This is a genomic window from Stenotrophomonas sp. 2201_Sma (assembly GCF_056486685.1).
Map to the genome: position 1 here is coordinate 664,467 of NZ_CM151329.1, position 17,196 is coordinate 681,662.

Here is a 17,196-nt window from a genome sequence, read left to right on the forward strand (position 1 = left end):
CCTGCCCTGATTACTCCAGCGCGAAGCGCAGCACGAACAGCACGGCCACCAGCCACACCGCCGGATGCACCTCGCGCCAGCGGCCAGTGCCGGCCTTCAGCGCGGCGTAGGCGATGAAGCCGAAAGCCAGTCCATTGGCGATGGAGTAGGTGAACGGCATCGCCAGCGCACACAGGGCCGCCGGCACCGATTCGGTGAGGTCGCTCCAGTCCACTTCCACCAGCTCGCGCAGCATCAACCCGGCAACGAACAGCAGGGCCGGTGCGGTGGCATAGCTTGGCACCATCGAGGCCAGCGGCGAGAACAGCAGGGCGGCCAGGAACAGCGCGGCGACCACCAGGGCGGTGAGGCCGGTGCGGCCGCCCACCTGCACGCCCGAGGCGCTTTCGGCGAATGCCGTGGTGCTGCTGGTGCCCAGCATGGAGCCGGCGACGATTGCCGTGCTGTCGGCCAGCAGTGCACGGCCGAAACGCTTCTGCGCACCCGGCAGCTTCAGCAGGCCGGCGCGGCCGACCACGCCGTACAGCGTGCCGGTGGCATCGAACACCTCCACCAGCACGAACACCAGCACCACCTGCAGCAGTACCGCGATGGGGGCACCGCCGTCGTGGTGCAGCAGGCCCGGCAGGTCCAGCTGCAGGAAGGTCGGCGCCAGGCTTGGCGGCAGGGACACCAGGCCCTGGTACTGCACGTCGCCCAGCGCCCAGCCGGCCCCAGTGACCGCCAGGATGCCGATCAGGATCGCACCACGGATGCGGCGCGCCTCCAGCACGGCGATCAGCAGGAAGCCGGCCAGTGCCAGCAGCGGTGGGGCGGTGTTGAGCGGGCCCAGCGCCACCAGCGTGTCCTCGTTGCCGATGATCACCCCGGACTTCTGCAGGGCGATGATGGCCAGGAACAGGCCGATGCCGGCGACGATGGCCGAGCGCAGTGACGAAGGAATGCCGGATACCAGCCAGGCACGCACGCCGGTCAGCGACAGCACCAGGAACACCAGGCCGGAGATGAACACTGCCGCCAGCGCCTGCTGCCAAGGCAGGCCGGCGGCGCCGACCACGGTGAAGGCAAAGAACGCGTTCAGGCCCATGCCCGGAGCCATGCCGACCGGGAAATTGGCTGCCAGCGCCATCACCGTGGAGCCCAGCGCGGCCGCCAGGCAGGTGGCGACAAATACCGCGCCCGCATCCATGCCGGTGGTGCCGAGGATTTCGGGGTTGACGAAGACGATGTAGGACATCGTCAGGAAGGTGGTGACACCGGCCAGCAGCTCGGTGCGCACGGTGGTGCCGTGCTGCTGCAGCTGGAACAGGCGTTCGAACAGGGACATGGGGCTTCTCGTGAAGGTGTCTCCCAGCAAGCGGGCGACCCACAGAAGGAGAAAGGCCGCGCGAGCGCGGCCTTTCCTGTTGCGTTACTTCAGTGCCTTGAAGCGCAGGCGCTTCGGCGCAGCGTCATCGCCCATGCGGCGCTTCTTGTCTTCCTCGTACTCGCGGTAGTTGCCCTGGAAGAACTCCACGTGCGAGTCGCCTTCGAAAGCGATGATGTGCGTGGCGATGCGGTCCAGGAACCAGCGGTCGTGCGAGATCACGAAGGTGTTGCCCGGGAACTCCAGCAGCGCGTCTTCCAGCGCACGCAGCGTTTCGATGTCCAGGTCGTTGGACGGTTCGTCGAGCAGCAGCACGTTGCCACCCTGCAGCAGGGTCTTGGCCATGTGCAGGCGGCCACGCTCACCACCGGACAGCGAGCCGACCATCTTCTGCTGGTCCTGGCCCTTGAAGTTGAAGCGGCCGATGTAGGCGCGCGACTGGATCTCGATGCCGTTGATGTTGAGGATGTCCAGGCCACCGGCGATTTCCTGGAAGACGTTGTGGTTGCCTTCCAGCTTGTCGCGGCTCTGGTCCACGTAGGACAGCTGCACGGTCGGGCCGATCACGATCTCGCCCGAATCCGGCTTCTCCTGGCCGGTGATCATCTTGAACAGCGTCGACTTGCCGGCGCCGTTCGGGCCGATGATGCCGACGATCGCGCCCGGCGGAATCAGCATCGACAGGTTGTCGATCAGCAGGCGGTCGCCGAACTTCTTGGACACATTCTTGAACTCCATCACCATGTTGCCCAGGCGCTCGCCCGGCGGGATGAAGATTTCGTTGGTCTCGTTGCGCTTCTGGTAATCCTGCGACTGCAGCTCTTCCAGGCGGGCCAGACGGGCCTTGCCCTTGGAACGGCCGCCCTTGGCGTTCTGGCGCGACCACTCCAGTTCCTTCTGGATCGCCTTCTGGCGGGCCTTTTCCTGGTTTTCTTCCTGCTTCAGGCGCTCATCCTTCTGCACCAGCCATTCGGTGTAGTTGCCCTTCCACGGAATGCCGCGGCCGCGGTCCAGTTCCAGGATCCACTCGGCGGCGTTGTCCAGGAAGTAGCGATCGTGGGTAACGGCCACCACGGTGCCGGTGTAGCGCGCCAGGAACTGTTCCAGCCATTCCACCGACTCGGCGTCGAGGTGGTTGGTCGGTTCGTCCAGCAGCAGCATGTCCGGCTTCTGCAGCAGCAGGCGGCACAGCGCGACGCGGCGCTTTTCACCGCCGGACAGGTTGGCGATCTTGGCATCCCACGGCGGCAGGCGCAGCGCATCGGCAGCCACGTCCAGCTGGTTTTCCAGAGTGTGCGCGTCGCCGGCGGCCAGGATCGCCTCCAGGCGCTCCTGTTCCTTGGCCAGTGCGTCGAAGTCGGCGCCTTCCTCGGCGTAGGCGGCGTACACCGCCTCCAGCGCAGCCTGGGCCTGCAGCACTTCGCCCACGCCTTCCTCGACCGACTCGCGCACGGTCTTGTTCGGGTCCAGTTCCGGTTCCTGCGCCAGGTAGCCGACCTTGATGCCCGGCTGCGGGCGTGCCTCGCCCTCGAAATCGGTATCCACGCCGGCCATGATCTTCAGCACGGTCGACTTGCCAGCGCCGTTCAGGCCCAGCAGGCCGATCTTCGCGCCCGGGAAGAAGGACAGCGAGATGTCCTTGATGATCTGCCGCTTGGGCGGGACCACCTTGGACACGCGGTTCATGGTGTAGATGTATTGCGAGGACATGAGGTCTCCGTAGGCGCGACCCTGCGCCCGACCGTCACGGGAGGTTTCCCGGTGCGGCAGCGGGCACAGACTTGAATGGAATACCGCCAATTATAGCCGGAACCGGTTACCCGCCGCGCCACGGGGAGCCGGCCGGGCTGGCCGCGGCCTGAATCGCCGTCACAGTCCTGAAGCGGGAAGCGTTTCCAGCCGGAAACGGTTCAGATCCGGTGCGCAATATGGGGTCACCACCACCCAAGCAGAGGTCTGACATGCGCATCAATTGAGTAATGGCCGGAGCCGTGGCCTCTGTGCTGGCGCTCGGCGCGGTTGCCCCGGCATTTGCCGACGACGACCATCGCGGCCGCGGTCACGACCGCCGCGAGTGGCGGGAGGATCGTCGCGAGTGGCGACAGGACCGTCGTGACTGGGAGCGCGACCGCCGTGAGGCCCGGCGCGATTACCGGCAGGACCGCCGCGAGTGGCACCGTGACCATGACCGCTACTACCGCCCGGCACCGCCGCCGCGTGTGGTCTACCGCCCTGCCTACGGCCCCGGCTATGGCTGGAAGGTGGGGCACCGCTACCGCGACTACTATCGCGGCCCGATCTACGTGGTGAACGACTATCCGCGCTACCACCTGCGCCGTCCGCCGCATGGCCACCACTGGATCCGCGATGACCGCGGCAACATGCTGCTGGTGGCCATCGCCACCGGCGTGATCGCCCAGTACGTGCTCAGCAGCCGCTGAGGATCGCGGTCGGGGTCAGATCCCTTCCCAACGGAAAGGGATCTGACCCCGCAACTTCACTCGAAACCATACGGGGCCGGATTCCTTCGAGGGATCCGGCCCCGTCCGTTTCGGCCCCAGCCGGCCGGTGCGGGGCTACAATCAGGGGCTGAGCCGTACACCCCCTTTCCCTGCCTGCTGGAGTACCCGATGTTCCCGCGTGACGTCCGCATCGAATCCTACGATCCCGAACTGGCCAAGGCCATCGCCGCTGAGACCCAGCGCCAGGAAGACCATGTCGAGCTGATCGCCAGCGAGAACTACACCAGCCCGGCAGTGATGGAAGCGCAGGGCAGCCAGCTGACCAACAAGTACGCCGAAGGCTATCCGGGCAAGCGCTACTACGGTGGTTGCGAATACGTGGACATCGCCGAGCAGCTGGCGATCGACCGCCTCAAGCAGCTGTTCGGCGCCGACTATGCCAACGTGCAGCCACACAGCGGCTCGCAGGCCAACCAGGCCGTGTACTTCGCGCTGCTGCAGCCGGGCGACACCATCCTCGGCATGAGCCTGGCCCACGGCGGCCACCTCACCCATGGCGCCAAGGTGAACGCCTCGGGCAAGCTGTTCAACGCCGTGCAGTACGGCGTGAACGACCAGGGCCTGATCGACTACGACGAAGTCGAGCGCCTGGCCCTGGAGCACAAGCCGAAGATGGTCGTGGCTGGCTTCTCGGCCTACTCGCAGGTGATCGACTGGGCACGCTTCCGCGCCATCGCCGACAAGGTCGGCGCCTACCTGTTCGTCGACATGGCCCATGTCGCCGGTCTGGTCGCCGCCGGCGTCTATCCGAGCCCGCTGGACCACGCCCACGTCGTCACCTCCACCACCCACAAGACCCTGCGCGGCCCGCGCGGCGGCATCATCGTCGCCAAGGGTGCCGATGAGGACCTGGTCAAGAAGCTGCAGTCGATCGTGTTCCCGGGTATCCAGGGCGGTCCGCTGATGCACGTCATCGCCGGCAAGGCGGTGGCCTTCAAGGAAGCGCTGGAACCGGCCTTCAAGACCTATCAGCAGCAGGTGGTGAAGAACGCCCAGGCGATGGCCAGCACGCTCATCGCGCGCGGCTACAAGATCGTCTCCGGCGGCACCCAGAACCACCTGATGCTGGTGGACATGATCGGCAAGGACGTGTCCGGCAAGGACGCGGAAGCGGCACTGGGCAAGGCGCACATCACCGTCAACAAGAACTCGGTGCCGAACGACCCGCGTTCGCCGTTCGTGACCTCGGGCCTGCGCCTGGGTACGCCGGCGGTGACCACCCGTGGCTACACCGAGCAGGACTGCGTGGATCTGGCCAACTGGATCGCCGATGTCCTCGATGCGCCGAACGATGACGCCGTGATCGCCCGCGTGCGCGATGCCGTCAGCGCGCAGTGCCGCAAGTACCCGGTCTACGGTTGATCGGGTAATGGGGTCGGATCCCGTCCCGCAGGGGAAGGGCTCTGACCACGGCCCAGGGAGAGCAACGCACATGGATGAGCGTATGGATGAACGTCTGCACAAGCGCCTGCACCTCGTGCAGGCCCTGCTGTTCGGGCTGCCAGGCGTGCTGCTGGGAGGCACCGTGGCCTTGGTGGGCGTGTATTCCGGCCTGATGCAGGAAACCCGCCTGCCGAGCCGGCTGCTGCTGGTGTGCTGGGGCACCGCCGGGGCGCTGGGCATTGTTGCCTGGTTGTACATCGGCGCCGGTTTCCTGCTGCAGGGCCGGTCTGGCCTGCAGGCAGTGGGCCGGGTGTGGTGGGCGTTGCTGGCGCTGGGCGCGCTGGCAGCAGTGCCCGCCGTCGTGCTGGGGCTGGCGGTCGGCCTGACCGAACGCATGGACGGCTTCAGCCTGTTGCTGTTCGGCCCGCCGCTGCTGCTGCCGGCGGCGCATCTGGCCTGGCTGCGCTGGCGGCCTGCTCACCTTGCGGCTCACCTTCCGGGCGCCTGAGTTTTCAGGCAGGTCGCATGGGGGTGTAGGGATCGCCTCCCCAGCCTCACGCATCAGCGTGTTTCTGAGTATCTGGGTGCATCTGGGACGGTTACAGGGTTGCCTTTGACGAGGGGCCGTACAGCGCATGAAATTTGCCGGAAAGCCCCTTCTCAGGTACCTTTGCGACGCTGCCATGACCGTGGCATTTAGGTTGCCCCCTGAGCCAGGCGTTCCATGTATTGCCCCTTCTGCCAACATGCCGATACCCGGGTCATCGACTCGCGCGTCTCTGAAGACGGCGCGACGATCCGCCGTCGGCGTGAGTGCGAGGCCTGCAACGAGCGCTTCAGCACCCTGGAAACCGTCGAACTGAAGCTGCCGGCCATCGTCAAGAGCGATGGCACCCGCGAGGCCTTCGACCAGCGCAAGGTACGCGCCGGCTTCGATCGCGCGCTGCAGAAGCGTGCCGTGCCGGAAGACAAGATCGAAGCGGCGGTGCGTGCGGTGGTCCACCAGCTGCGCCTCAGTGGCGAGCGTGAAGTGCCTTCGATCAAGGTGGGCGAGTTCGTGATGAACGAGCTGCGCAAGCTCGATCACGTGGGGTACGTGCGATTCGCTTCGGTCTACCGCAGCTTCGAGGATGTGGCCGATTTCCGCGAGGAAATCGAAAAACTCGAACGCGAGCTGCCGGCCAGCACCGAACAGCTGCAGCTGTTGGGCGATGTGATCGCCCTGGCCAAGAAGAAGAAAGGCTGACCGCCTCTGCCTGGTTGGCACTGATGGCCGCATTCACTGGTGGGTGCCAACCCTGGTTGGCACCGATGGCCGCATCCACTGGTGGGTGCCAACCTTGGTTGGCACCGATGGCGCATTCACTGGTGGGTGCCAACCTTGGTTGGCACCGACGGCATGGATCAACACCGGCAGCGTTACCATGGCCAGATGACCACCCCATTCTCCGTCCTCGACCATCTGCACATGGCCAGCGCGCTGCGCCTGGCCGAGCGCGCCGCCTACACCACCCGCCCCAATCCGATGGTCGGCTGCGTGATCGCCCATGGTGAACGTGTGGTCGGGCAGGGCTGGCACCAGCGTGCCGGTGGCCCGCATGCTGAAGTGTTCGCGTTGCGCGAGGCCGGTGGTGAGGCGCGCGGTGCCACTGCCTACGTCACCCTCGAGCCCTGCGCGCATTACGGGCGCACACCACCGTGCGCCCTGGCACTGATCGAGGCCGGTGTATCGCGTGTGGTCGCTGCGCTGCGTGATCCCTTCCCGCAGGTCGATGGCGGCGGATTCGACCTGCTGCGCGGCGCCGGCATCGAGGTCGCCGAAGGGCTGATGGCGGCGCAGGCACGCGAGCTCAACAAGGGCTTTCTGTCCCGCGTGGAGCGCAATCGCCCGTGGCTGCGGGTGAAGCTGGCCGCCAGCCTGGACGGGCGTACGGCGATGGCCGACGGCACGTCCAAATGGATCACCGGAGCAGCGGCGCGCGAAGACGTGCAGCACTGGCGTGCACGCGCCGGCGCGATCCTGACCGGTGCCGATACCATCCTGGCTGATGATCCGATGCTGACCGTGCGCCTGGCCGATGCCGAGGTGATGCCGCCACTGCGCGTCGTGCTCGATTCGCGCCTGCGTTCCCTGCAGTGCAGCCGCGTGCGCGAGGGTGGGGCACCGACGCTGTACCTGCATGATGCGGCGGTCAGTGCACCCGATGCAGCCGATGCCGAATTCGCCAGCGTGCCCAGTGCCGACGGCCGTCTCGATCTTGGCGCGATGCTGACGCTGCTGGCCGGGCGCGGCATCAACGAAGTGCATACCGAAGCCGGCGCTACGCTGGCCGGTGCGCTGCTGCGCGGCGGCTGGGCGGACGAGCTGTTGCTGTACCAGGCGCCCACCCTGCTGGGGGACCGCGGCCGCCCGCTGCTGGCCGGACTGGGCATCGAGGCGATGCAGCAGCAACGCCGGCTGCGCGTGGTCGAGCAGTGCCAGGTAGGTGAGGACCTGCGCCTGCTGCTGCGGCCGTAGCATGGGCAGGTGGCGGACGAGACGGACGCGCGGTAGCGGGGGTGCTCAGTCGTGGAGCAGGCTTGGGAGAACATCCCCCGTGATACGCCGGTCCCATGCCTCGAACGGCAGCAACCTCAGCAGAATGGCCTGGTACAGCTGGTCTGAACGGGCCTCATGCACGTCGCCATGGCGATAGGAGGACCACCCCACCACATGGGTGCGATGCAATGCCGCCGGCGCACTGCGAAGGTGGGCGGCGTAGGCGCTGAAGAACACATCGCTGTGGTGCGCCTGCCCGCCAGGCCCGGCCTGGCGCAATGCCCGGTAAAGCGCGAACGTGGGCGCCGGGTCGGGCAACGCGCAGGCGAGCGTGAATTGACCGATCTCGGGACTGCCCAGCGGCAGGAACGCCTCGGCGTGGCAGGTGGCCGTCGACAGTCGCGCCAGCAGTGCATCGGTGACATCCTGCATCACCGCCGCCGAGGGCGGCACGATCTGCTGCTGCCGCAGCCAGGTGGGCAGATCATCGAGGCTGCGCTGCCAATCGATTCCGTTGCGAGGAACAGCGGCAGCGTCCCACAGGGCCAGCTGGTCGCGCGCAGCCGGATCGTGCTGAAGAACAACACGCGCCTGCAGCGTGTACTCCTGTTCCGGCGTGTGTGGCGCGGCAATGCACACGCCGGTGAACAGAAAGGACAGAGCGGCGAGCAGGCGCATGTCAGGGGCCGGGAAGGGTGCTGCAGGATCGGCCCCGGCACCCTGTGAAGCAATGCAAGAAGTTGCAAACGGGGTCATGCAGCGCATGCCCCCGCTGCGATGCCATCATCACGCGATCAGGTGCATTCGAGTGACGCCGGGCATGGCCCGGCGCTACCACTTAGCGGCTCAGGTGCATTCGTCGGTCCACATCATCTCGGCCAGCGGGCGCAGTGCCTTGCACTCCTGCGTCATCTCCTCGGCCGACTGCACCTGCGCTTTGGCCTTCAGCTCTTCGGCCATCGCGTCCACGCCGCTGATCTGGTCGGGTGCGATCTTCGCCACGCAGGCGCGGTGCTGCTGCAGCAGCAGGTCGCAGCCGGGTATGCCGGTCACTTTCGGCGCGTTGGCTGCCTGCGCGTCCTGCATCCAGTCCTCGAACGGAGCCAGCGCACCGGCCACGGTGCCCACCAGATCATCGAAGTTGCCGCTGTACCAGTAGCCGTTGTCCTTGGCCGGGTACAGGGTGAAGGCGCCGCTGACCGGCACGCGTGCACCACTCTGCAGCGCCTGGGTGTAGGCATCGGTGAACTGCTTGCGCGAAGCCGGGCTGGCATGGTCGGCCAGGCTGGCGGCGAACAGCGGGCGGACCTTGCCCAGGTCGGGCACCTGGCAGATGTAGGTGATCCGCGCCAGCTTCTGGTCTTCAACGTATTCGTTGTCTTCGATCACGCTCTGGGTTGCGCGGCACTTCGAATCACGCAGCGCCTTGGCGTACAGCGCTTCGGTGGCCGCAGCGTCGACCTTGGCGCCGGTGCTGGCCAGTACCGTCTGCCAGGGTTCGGCCAATGCCTTGGCCAGCGCCCCCGGGTTCGGGGTCACGGCGTCCTGGCCCTCGAACGCCGGCTTCAGCGCGTCGTTGAGCGTGCGCGTGGCGGCCGCGTCGTCTTCCAGCAGTACGCGGGCATAGAGATCGAACGTCTGTTCGGGGCTCAGCTGGGTCGAGGCGGCGCTGGCGAACAGGGGAGCGCACAACAGTGCAGTGGCCAGCAGGGAGCGCAGGGGGGTCTTCATGACAGTGATTCCGGGTCCAGAGGCGGGCAAGCCTAGCGCATTCTCCGCCGTTGCCGCAGGCAGAAAAACGGGCCACCTGCGGGGGCGTTCGACCGCACGACGAGGATCGGGCAATGCGCTTCAGGCGGGTGACCACGTGGTCATCGTCGTGGCAGCGGGTTGTCGAACGTGGCTGACCACTGATCACGGTAGGCATCATGGATCGCCCTGCAGTATCTCATTGAAGATTCCCGACCCAGCATGTTCAGAAGCTCCGCCATGCTTTCATGAAGCGCTGCGCCCCGCTGGCGTGGGTTGTCCGGATAGTGGCGTGCTGCGAATTTCATCTGTGCGTCCAGCATGAGATCACACGCTGGAATGCCGGAGAATACAACGACGGACTCAGCATCGATCCGTTCGTCCCACTCCTTGAAGGGGAGCAATCGCTCAAACAGCGCGGGGGCAAGATCGTCCAAGGTGCCGCCCATCCATGGTCCAGGACTGCCGAGACGGTAGAACGCGGCTTCCGCTTGGTGGATGCGGTCGGGTGCGTCGCTGACAATCGCAGCGTATTGATCGAGGAAGGCCGCGAATCGCTCTTCATCCTTGTCCGGATGGAAATACCTGCGGTTCTCGCGGTAAACGTCAAAGGCCGCCGATACGTCCGGGAGCAGGCATTGATAGCGTACCTCGTGATGATCTGATGTGTCGCGTTTCACGGCCTCGATCCCAGTGATCTCGCAACGGATGCGCTGGATGCGTGCATGTATTGCCTCGGTTGCCGCCGCACTGAACACTTTGTCCAGACCTCCAAAGGCATACAGCCGGTACGTGCTGGATGCGATGTGATGGTGGTGGTCAGCGTCCGCCGTCTCCAGGCTGCGCCTGAGGATGTCCCGGGCTCGACCATCATTGTGGGCAATGACCTGGATATACGCATCAAACGTTGCTTCCAGTGAAAGCGCGGCGGGTTCTGCTGCGCGCGTGGCAAACGGTACGGACAGCAACAGGGCAAGGACAGGTTTCAGCACGGCATGGACAGGAACGCGTGAGGGGCCCAGAGGATCGGGCTTGCCGGCCCGGCAATCCATGCAACCTGTCCGAAAAAAAACGGGCCCCTTGCGGGGCCCGTTCGATCGCACGACGAGGATCGGGCAATCAGAAGCTGGCGCGGACGCCGGCCGAGAACTGGGTGACATCGCGCTGGCCGGAGACTTCTCCCACCAGGCCCCAGGTCGGGGTGAAATTGATCTGGCCACCGACGGTGCCGACCCAGGTGCCCTTGAAGTCGTTGCCGCCATCCATGTAGCCGGCCTTGGCCCACGCTTCGGTCTTCGGCGAAGGCTTGCCACGCACGCCCATGGTGGCGCGGGCCAGGTTGGTGTGATCCTTCAGGTGTTCGCGGCCGAACAGATCCGATTTCACGGTCAGCTCGGCGTTCTGGCGCACCCAGGCGATGTCGGCGGTGTAGTCCAGGCGGTCCGTCCACGGCATGTGGTAGCCGATGCCCAGCTCAGGCTGGTCCAGTTCGAACTTGGCCGACGCACCGGTGAAGTGGTAGCTCTTGCTGGTACGCGACCAGCTGCCGAACACGTGCACCTGCTCGGCCAGCGCGAACGAACCGCGCACGTAGCCGCCGTCAAGCTTCGGGTCGTTGAAATCGCTGTCGTCGGTCTTGACCTGGGTCCAGCCACCTTCGACGTAGGTGTAGCTCAGCCCTTCGGCGGCCGAGGCCAGCGGAGCGACGGCCAGCAGGCTGGCGATGATCAGGAGCTTGCGCATGGGAATTCCTGTGAATTGCAGTCCATTGGCGGGCGCGCCGGAGGCGCAGCCCGTGGCGACCTCATGTCGTCCGCGGCGAATTTTAATGAAAGTTTTACAAAATGCGAGAGACAGCCGTCACAGGCTGGGCAGGCTTGGGGTGAGATCCGTTTCCCGCCGGGAAACGGCTGCGGCGCCGGGCATCCCACCCCGTTCAGCCCGGGCTGGTACACTTGCTGCGCCGGTTCGCCGGTACACAAACGTCTTCAGGGCGGGGTGCAACTCCCCACCGGCGGTAGGTGCGCAAGCACGAGCCCGCGAGCGCCCCGGTCCACGGCCGGGGGTCAGCAGATCCGGTTCAAGGCCGGAGCCGACGGTCATAGTCCGGATGAAAGAAGACGGTGCCACAGGGCCCATGCCCTGCGCGTGCCTGTTTGCCTTGCGGCGTTTTTCGCTCACATCCTGCGGAGAACGTTACTTGTTTACTGGAATCATCGAAGGCGTCGGCCGTCTGGCCGCACGCGAGTCCATCGGCGGCGATGTCCGCTTCACCTTCAATGTCGGCAACCTGCCGTTCGACCACGTGCAGATGGGCGAGAGCATCGCCATCAACGGTGTCTGCCTGACGGTCATCGCATTCGACGCCAACAGCTTCCAGGCCGATGCCTCCACCGAGACGCTGGGCCTGACCACGCTGGGCCAACTCGAGCAGGGCGCGGTCATCAACCTCGAGCGTGCCATGCGCCCGACCGATCGTCTGGGTGGGCATCTGGTCAGCGGCCACGTTGATGGCCTGGGCCAGGTGCTGTCCATCCACGATGACGCGCGCGCCCAGCGCTGGCGCTTCGCCGCGCCGGCCTCGCTGCTGCGCTACATCGCCAAGAAAGGCTCGATCTGCGTGGACGGCGTCAGCCTCACCGTCAACGAAGTGGACGAGGAAGGCTTCGAGGTCGCGCTGATCCCGCATACCGTGGCCAACACCGCCTTCTCCGCCTCCGGCGTGGGCAGTGCGGTGAACCTGGAAATCGACCTGGTCGCCCGTTATGTCGAACGTCTTGTTGGCGGGCACCTGCAGGGAGGCGCAGCATGAACTTCGCGCCGATCCCCGAGATCCTGGAAGACATCCGCCAGGGCCGCATGGTCGTCATCGTCGATGACGAGGACCGCGAGAACGAAGGCGACCTGATCATGGCTGCCGAGCTGGTCAAGGCCAGCGACATCAACTTCATGGTTACCCATGGCCGTGGCCTGGTGTGCCTGCCGTTGACCCGCACCCGCGCCGCCGACCTGGGCCTGGCGCCGATGGTGCAGGCCAACACCGCGCAGTTCCAGACCAATTTCACCGTCAGCATCGAAGCGGCTGAGGGCGTGACCACCGGCATCTCCGCCCATGACCGCGCGCATACCATCCGCACCGCGGTGAAGCCCAACGCGCGGCCGTCGGACCTGCACCAGCCCGGCCACATCTTCCCGCTGATCGCCCAGCCGGGCGGCGTGCTGACCCGCGCCGGCCACACCGAGGCGGGCGTGGACCTGGCCATGCTGGCCGGGCTGGAACCGGCCGGCGTGCTGGTGGAGATCCTCAACCCGGACGGCAGCATGGCGCGTCGCCCGGAGCTGGAAGTGTTCGCCCGCGAGCACGGCCTGAAGATGGGCTCCATCGCCGACCTGATCGCCTACCGCCTGGCCACCGAGAAGACGGTCGAGCGCGTTGATGAGCGCGACATCGATACCGAGTTCGGCCCGTTCAGGCTGGTGACCTACCGCGACCGCATCGCCCACGACCTGCACTTCGCCCTGGTCCGCGGCACTCCCGACGCTGGCACGCCTACGCTGGTGCGCGTGCAGGTGGAGAATCCGCTGGCCGACCTGCTGCACTGGCGTCGTGACGATTTCGGCGTGGCCGCCACCGACGCGCTGCGTGCGATCGCCGCCGAAGGTGCCGGCGTGATGGTGGTGCTGTCGGCGCCGCGCGATGGCGAGGCGCTGCTCGCGCGCCTGCGCCAGCAGCCCGCACCGGTGGTGCCGGGCAAGGACAAGGATGTGGGCCAGTGGCGCCGCAATGGCGCCGGTGCGCAGATCCTGTCCGATCTGGGTCTGGGCAAGCTGCGCGTGCTGGGCACGCCGCGCCGGCAGATCGGCCTGGCCGGCTATGGCCTGGAAGTGGTGGAGACGGTGGCCCTGTAACGGTCGCCCCTTGGGGTCGGAGGCCGCGGTGCGGGATCCGACCCCGGTAGCGCCGGGCCATGCCCGGCGGATGCCAGGCCCCCGCCAACCACGGCCGGGGCCCATCCACGCTAGAATTACCCCTTATCGAGTCCCCCAAGCCGCATATGAGCCACTACGAAGGCGATCTTCGCACTCCCGAGTCGGCGCGCTTTGCCATCCTGGCCAGCCGCTGGAACGCCCGCATCACCGATACGCTGGTGGCCGGCGCACGCCAGAGCCTGGCCGGCAACGGCATCACCGAAGCCAACATCGACGTGATCCGGGTGCCGGGCGCCTGGGAACTGCCGCTGGTCGCCGCACGCCTGGCCGCCGCCCATGAACACGCCGCCATCCTCACCCTCGGCTGTGTGATCCGCGGCGACACCCGTCATTACGAACACGTGGCCGACCGCTGCGCCGAAGGCCTGATGCGCGTGCAGCTGGATTTCGGCGTGCCGGTACTGAACGGCGTGCTGGCGGTGGAACGCGTGGAAGATGCCGAGGCCCGCGCCGGCGGCAGCCACGGCAACAAGGGCGAGGAAGTCGCACTCGCCGCATTGGAAATGGTCAATCTTCTGGAGCAGCTGCCATGAACAAGAACACCCAGGGCAAGCCCTCCGGTAAACCCGTCCGCCGCGATGGCATTGATCCGGTGCTGCGCTCGCGCGCGCGCCGTCGTGCCGTGCAGGCCGTCTATGCGTGGCAGATCTCCGGCGGCAACGCACAGTCGCTGATCGCCCAGTTCGCGCATGAGCAGGCCCGCGAGATCGCCGATCTGGCGTACTTCGAGGCGCTGATGCACGGCGTGCTCGACAACCGCACCGACATCGACGAAGCGCTGGCCCCGTATCTGGACCGTGGCATCGAGGAAGTCGATGCCATCGAACGCGCTGTGCTGCGCCTGGCGGCGTACGAGCTGCGCTACCGCCTGGACGTGCCGTACCGCGTGGTGATCAACGAGGCCATCGAATCGGCCAAGCGCTTCGGCTCCGAACACGGCCACACCTACGTCAACGGTGTGCTGGACCGCGCCGCCGTGGAATGGCGCAAGGTCGAATCGGGCCACTGACCCGATCGCTGTAGAGCCGTGCCCTGCCTGGCTTGCCGCGCAGGGCAGGGTTGCGTCCGGTAGTGTGGCGCGTGATCGAACTGCAGCCGCGCATGGCCCGGCTGCTACCTAAGAGCAGAACGCCCCATGTCCCTGGCCGAATTCGCCCTCATCGACCGTATCCGCGCCCGCACCGCCGAGCGCGATGACGTGCTGCTCGGCATCGGTGACGATGCCGCGCTGCTGCAGCCGCGCGCGAATGAACAGCTGGTGGTGACCGCCGATACACTCAACAGTGGCGTGCACTTCCCGGTGGAGACGCCGGCCTTCGATATCGGCTGGAAGACGCTGGCGGTCAATCTGTCCGATCTTGCGTCGATGGGCGCGCGACCGGCCTGGTGCACCCTGGCGCTGTCATTGCCGGAAACGTCCGAAGACTGGATCGAGGCATTCGCCGATGGCTTCTTCGCATTGGCCGACCAGCATGACGTCGCGCTGATCGGGGGTGACACCACGCGCGGACCGCTGTCGTTGTCTGTCACCGCAATGGGCCAGGTTGGCCGTGGTCAGGCCCTGCGCCGCGACCGTGCACAGGCCGGCGATGACATCTGGGTCAGTGGCACGCTGGGGGATGCGGCAGGTGCGCTGCGCCTGTGGCAACAGGGTGCGTTGAACGTGGCCACGGCCACGTTGCTCGTCGATTATGAAAGCCTGCGCCAGCGCCTGCTGCGGCCGACGCCACGCGTGACCCTCGGCCTGCGCCTGCGTGCCTTCGCGCATGCGGCAGTGGATGTGTCCGACGGACTGCTGGCCGATCTGGGCCACATCGCCCGCCTCAGTGACGTGGCAGCGCATGTCGATACCGATGCGTTGCCGATCTCGCACGCGCTGCGTGAGCTGCTCGGCCGCGATGGCGCGCGCGACTGTGCATTGCGTGGCGGAGACGACTACGAGCTGTGCTTCACTGCGGCCGCCGATCAGCGCGACGCACTGCATTACCTCGCCGAATCGCTGGACCTGCCGCTCACCCGCATTGGCCGCATCGCCGAAGGGCAGGGCGTGCACGTGGATGGCGAAGTGGCCGACGGTGGTTATCAGCACTTCGCCTGACGAATGAAGACGCCGGGCATGGCCCGGCGCTACCGTCCTGACACGGACGGCGTTCATGCACAGGGCGGCGCCTCATGCAGGCGGCAGCACCTTGCCCGGGTTGAGGATGCCATCCGGGTCCAGCGTGGCCTTGATCGCGCGCATGGTCGCCAGCGTGGCGGGAGTGAACGCCTGCGCCATGAAATCGCGCTTGGCCAGGCCAATGCCATGTTCACCGGACAGTGTGCCGCCCAGTGCCAGCGTCAGCGCGAAGATCTTCGGCAGCGCCGCATGCGCTCGCGCGCTCTCATCGGCATCGTCCGGGTGGTACAGGATGTTGACGTGCAGGTTGCCGTTGCCGGCATGGCCGAAGGTGACGATGGTCAGGCTGTACTGGCCTGCCAGCGCCTGTACCCCGGCAACCAGGTCGGGAATGCGCGATACCGGCACCACCACGTCTTCGTTGATCTTGCCGGGCGCAACGCTGCGCAGCGCGGGCGACAGTGCCTTGCGCGCCGCCCACAGCTGGTCGCGTGCGCGGCCCTCCATCGCTACGTCCAGTTCCATCATGCCGTCGCCTTCGGCAGCGCTGGCCAGCGCCTGCAGCAGGTAGGGCAGGGTGTCGTGGTCGCCATCGGCCTCGACCAGCAGCATCGCGCCGGCCTCCGGTACGTCGGCGCCATTGAGGCGCAGCAGCTCCAGGCTGCGCGCGTCCATGAACTCCAGGCGGGTCGGTACCACTGGCTGCGACATCAGCCGCGATACCGCGGCGGCGGCGGCATCGGCATCGCGGTACAGCACGCGCAGTCCGGCCTGCGCGACCGGCAGCGGCGTCAGCTTCAAGGTAGCTTCCACGATCAGCGCCAGGGTGCCCTCGCTACCCACCAGCAGGTGGGTCAGGTCGTAGCCGGTGGCATCCTTGGTATAGGCACCACCGCAGCGGATCACCTCGCCGGTGCCGGTGACCGCGACCAGCCCCAGTACGTTGTCTCGGCTGGTGCCGTACTTCACCGCGCGTGGGCCACCGGCATTGCAGGCGAGGTTGCCGCCGACGCTGCAGATCTCCGCGCTGGACGGGTCCGGCGCCCAGAACAGCCCATGCGGTGTCAGCGCCTGCTGCAGGGCGCCGTTGAGCACGCCAGGCTGCACCACCGCGCAGCGATCACCGGCACGGATCTCGACGATGCGATCCATGCGGGTGAACGACAGCACGATGCTGCCCGGCAGGGGCACCGCCGCCCCGGTGGTACCGGTGCCCGCGCCACGCGCGACCAGGGCCACGCCGTGCACACGGCAGGCGCGGACCAGCGCCTGCACCTGTTCGGTGTCGGCCGGCAGCGCGACGGCGGCGGGGCGTTGCCGGCGCCATGAGTTGTCCTGCGCATTCGCCTCCAGCGCGGTGTCATCCATGCGCCAGCCCTCCGTGCCCAGCAGGGCGGACAGTTCGGCAACCAGGGCAGCGGGCAGGGCAGGGCTCATGTTGGATCTCGTGGAACAACCGGTACGGAGTGGATGGCCTTACAGGCGGCCTCTGCGCCGGGCATCGGCACCGCAGCGTGGGTGATGATCG

At 66.8% G+C, this 17,196-nt stretch carries 17 protein-coding genes and 1 riboswitch; of the genes, 10 read left to right on the forward strand and 7 right to left on the reverse strand.

What is annotated here, in order from left to right:
• Positions 1 to 10: 10 nt before the first annotated feature.
• Positions 11 to 1,327: an NCS2 family permease gene (locus ACZLIF_RS02955; protein WP_053518892.1), complete on the reverse strand. Its 1,317-nt coding sequence runs from the start codon at positions 1,325 to 1,327 to the stop codon at positions 11 to 13.
• 84 nt (positions 1,328 to 1,411) lie between these two features.
• Positions 1,412 to 3,076 (reverse strand): energy-dependent translational throttle protein EttA, encoded by a 1,665-nt coding sequence (gene ettA / locus ACZLIF_RS02960; protein ID WP_005415249.1) that lies wholly within the window; start codon positions 3,074 to 3,076, stop codon positions 1,412 to 1,414.
• A gap of 269 nt (positions 3,077 to 3,345) precedes the next feature.
• Here ettA and ACZLIF_RS02965 point away from each other — a divergent pair, with 269 nt between their 5' ends.
• The 5 genes from ACZLIF_RS02965 (at position 3,346) to ribD (ending at position 7,789) form a co-directional block, all read left to right on the forward strand.
• The gene (locus ACZLIF_RS02965; RefSeq protein WP_053518893.1) at positions 3,346 to 3,807 is read left to right on the forward strand and encodes an RcnB family protein; all 462 of its coding nucleotides are present in this window, start codon (positions 3,346 to 3,348) and stop codon (positions 3,805 to 3,807) included.
• Between the two features lie 189 nt (positions 3,808 to 3,996).
• Positions 3,997 to 5,250, forward strand: a complete 1,254-nt coding sequence (gene glyA, locus ACZLIF_RS02970; protein ID WP_065175825.1) for a serine hydroxymethyltransferase — start codon at positions 3,997 to 3,999, stop codon at positions 5,248 to 5,250.
• Between the two features lie 82 nt (positions 5,251 to 5,332).
• A complete protein-coding gene (locus tag ACZLIF_RS02975; protein ID WP_128989114.1) occupies positions 5,333 to 5,779 on the forward strand; it encodes a hypothetical protein in 447 nt (148 codons plus the stop codon).
• 216 nt (positions 5,780 to 5,995) lie between these two features.
• The gene (gene nrdR, locus ACZLIF_RS02980; RefSeq protein ID WP_053518899.1) at positions 5,996 to 6,517 is read left to right on the forward strand and encodes a transcriptional regulator NrdR; all 522 of its coding nucleotides are present in this window, start codon (positions 5,996 to 5,998) and stop codon (positions 6,515 to 6,517) included.
• Between the two features lie 186 nt (positions 6,518 to 6,703).
• On the forward strand, positions 6,704 to 7,789 hold the full coding sequence (gene ribD / locus ACZLIF_RS02985) for a bifunctional diaminohydroxyphosphoribosylaminopyrimidine deaminase/5-amino-6-(5-phosphoribosylamino)uracil reductase RibD (protein ID WP_128989116.1): 1,086 nt from the start codon (positions 6,704 to 6,706) through the stop codon (positions 7,787 to 7,789).
• A gap of 45 nt (positions 7,790 to 7,834) precedes the next feature.
• Here the strand turns inward: ribD and ACZLIF_RS02990 are convergent, their stop codons facing one another.
• From ACZLIF_RS02990 to ACZLIF_RS03005, 4 genes are all read right to left on the reverse strand, one after another.
• Positions 7,835 to 8,488: a hypothetical protein gene (locus ACZLIF_RS02990; RefSeq protein ID WP_128989118.1), complete on the reverse strand. Its 654-nt coding sequence runs from the start codon at positions 8,486 to 8,488 to the stop codon at positions 7,835 to 7,837.
• A gap of 168 nt (positions 8,489 to 8,656) precedes the next feature.
• Complete coding sequence (locus tag ACZLIF_RS02995; protein WP_128989120.1) at positions 8,657 to 9,541, reverse strand: hypothetical protein; 885 nt, start codon at positions 9,539 to 9,541, stop codon at positions 8,657 to 8,659.
• A 140-nt stretch (positions 9,542 to 9,681) separates the two neighbouring features.
• Entirely contained in the window at positions 9,682 to 10,611 is a 930-nt protein-coding gene (locus ACZLIF_RS03000) for a hypothetical protein (protein ID WP_164972381.1), read from the reverse strand.
• Positions 10,612 to 10,678: 67 nt separating this feature from the next.
• Complete coding sequence (locus ACZLIF_RS03005) at positions 10,679 to 11,302, reverse strand: hypothetical protein (RefSeq protein ID WP_053518907.1); 624 nt, start codon at positions 11,300 to 11,302, stop codon at positions 10,679 to 10,681.
• Positions 11,303 to 11,539: 237 nt separating this feature from the next.
• Positions 11,540 to 11,685: riboswitch (FMN riboswitch) on the forward strand.
• 74 nt (positions 11,686 to 11,759) lie between these two features.
• Here ACZLIF_RS03005 and ACZLIF_RS03010 point away from each other — a divergent pair.
• The 5 genes from ACZLIF_RS03010 (at position 11,760) to thiL (ending at position 15,647) form a co-directional block, all read left to right on the forward strand.
• Positions 11,760 to 12,371 (forward strand): riboflavin synthase, encoded by a 612-nt coding sequence (locus ACZLIF_RS03010; protein ID WP_111186317.1) that lies wholly within the window; start codon positions 11,760 to 11,762, stop codon positions 12,369 to 12,371.
• On the forward strand, positions 12,368 to 13,468 hold the full coding sequence (gene ribB / locus ACZLIF_RS03015; protein ID WP_053516472.1) for a 3,4-dihydroxy-2-butanone-4-phosphate synthase: 1,101 nt from the start codon (positions 12,368 to 12,370) through the stop codon (positions 13,466 to 13,468). The genes ACZLIF_RS03010 and ribB overlap by 4 nt, the downstream gene beginning before the upstream one ends.
• Before the next feature lie 146 nt (positions 13,469 to 13,614).
• The gene (gene ribH / locus ACZLIF_RS03020) at positions 13,615 to 14,082 is read left to right on the forward strand and encodes a 6,7-dimethyl-8-ribityllumazine synthase (RefSeq protein ID WP_010481977.1); all 468 of its coding nucleotides are present in this window, start codon (positions 13,615 to 13,617) and stop codon (positions 14,080 to 14,082) included.
• Complete coding sequence (nusB, locus tag ACZLIF_RS03025) at positions 14,079 to 14,558, forward strand: transcription antitermination factor NusB (RefSeq protein ID WP_128989124.1); 480 nt, start codon at positions 14,079 to 14,081, stop codon at positions 14,556 to 14,558. The genes ribH and nusB overlap by 4 nt, the downstream gene beginning before the upstream one ends.
• 126 nt (positions 14,559 to 14,684) lie before the next feature.
• Positions 14,685 to 15,647, forward strand: coding sequence for a thiamine-phosphate kinase (gene thiL / locus ACZLIF_RS03030; protein WP_128989126.1), 963 nt, complete (start codon positions 14,685 to 14,687; stop codon positions 15,645 to 15,647).
• Positions 15,648 to 15,719: 72 nt separating this feature from the next.
• Here thiL and ACZLIF_RS03035 read toward each other — a convergent pair whose 3' ends face one another.
• Positions 15,720 to 17,105 carry an FAD-binding oxidoreductase gene (locus ACZLIF_RS03035; protein WP_065182807.1) on the reverse strand — a complete coding sequence of 462 codons (1,386 nt, stop codon included), beginning with the start codon at positions 17,103 to 17,105 and terminating at the stop codon, positions 15,720 to 15,722.
• Positions 17,106 to 17,196 lie beyond the last annotated feature (91 nt).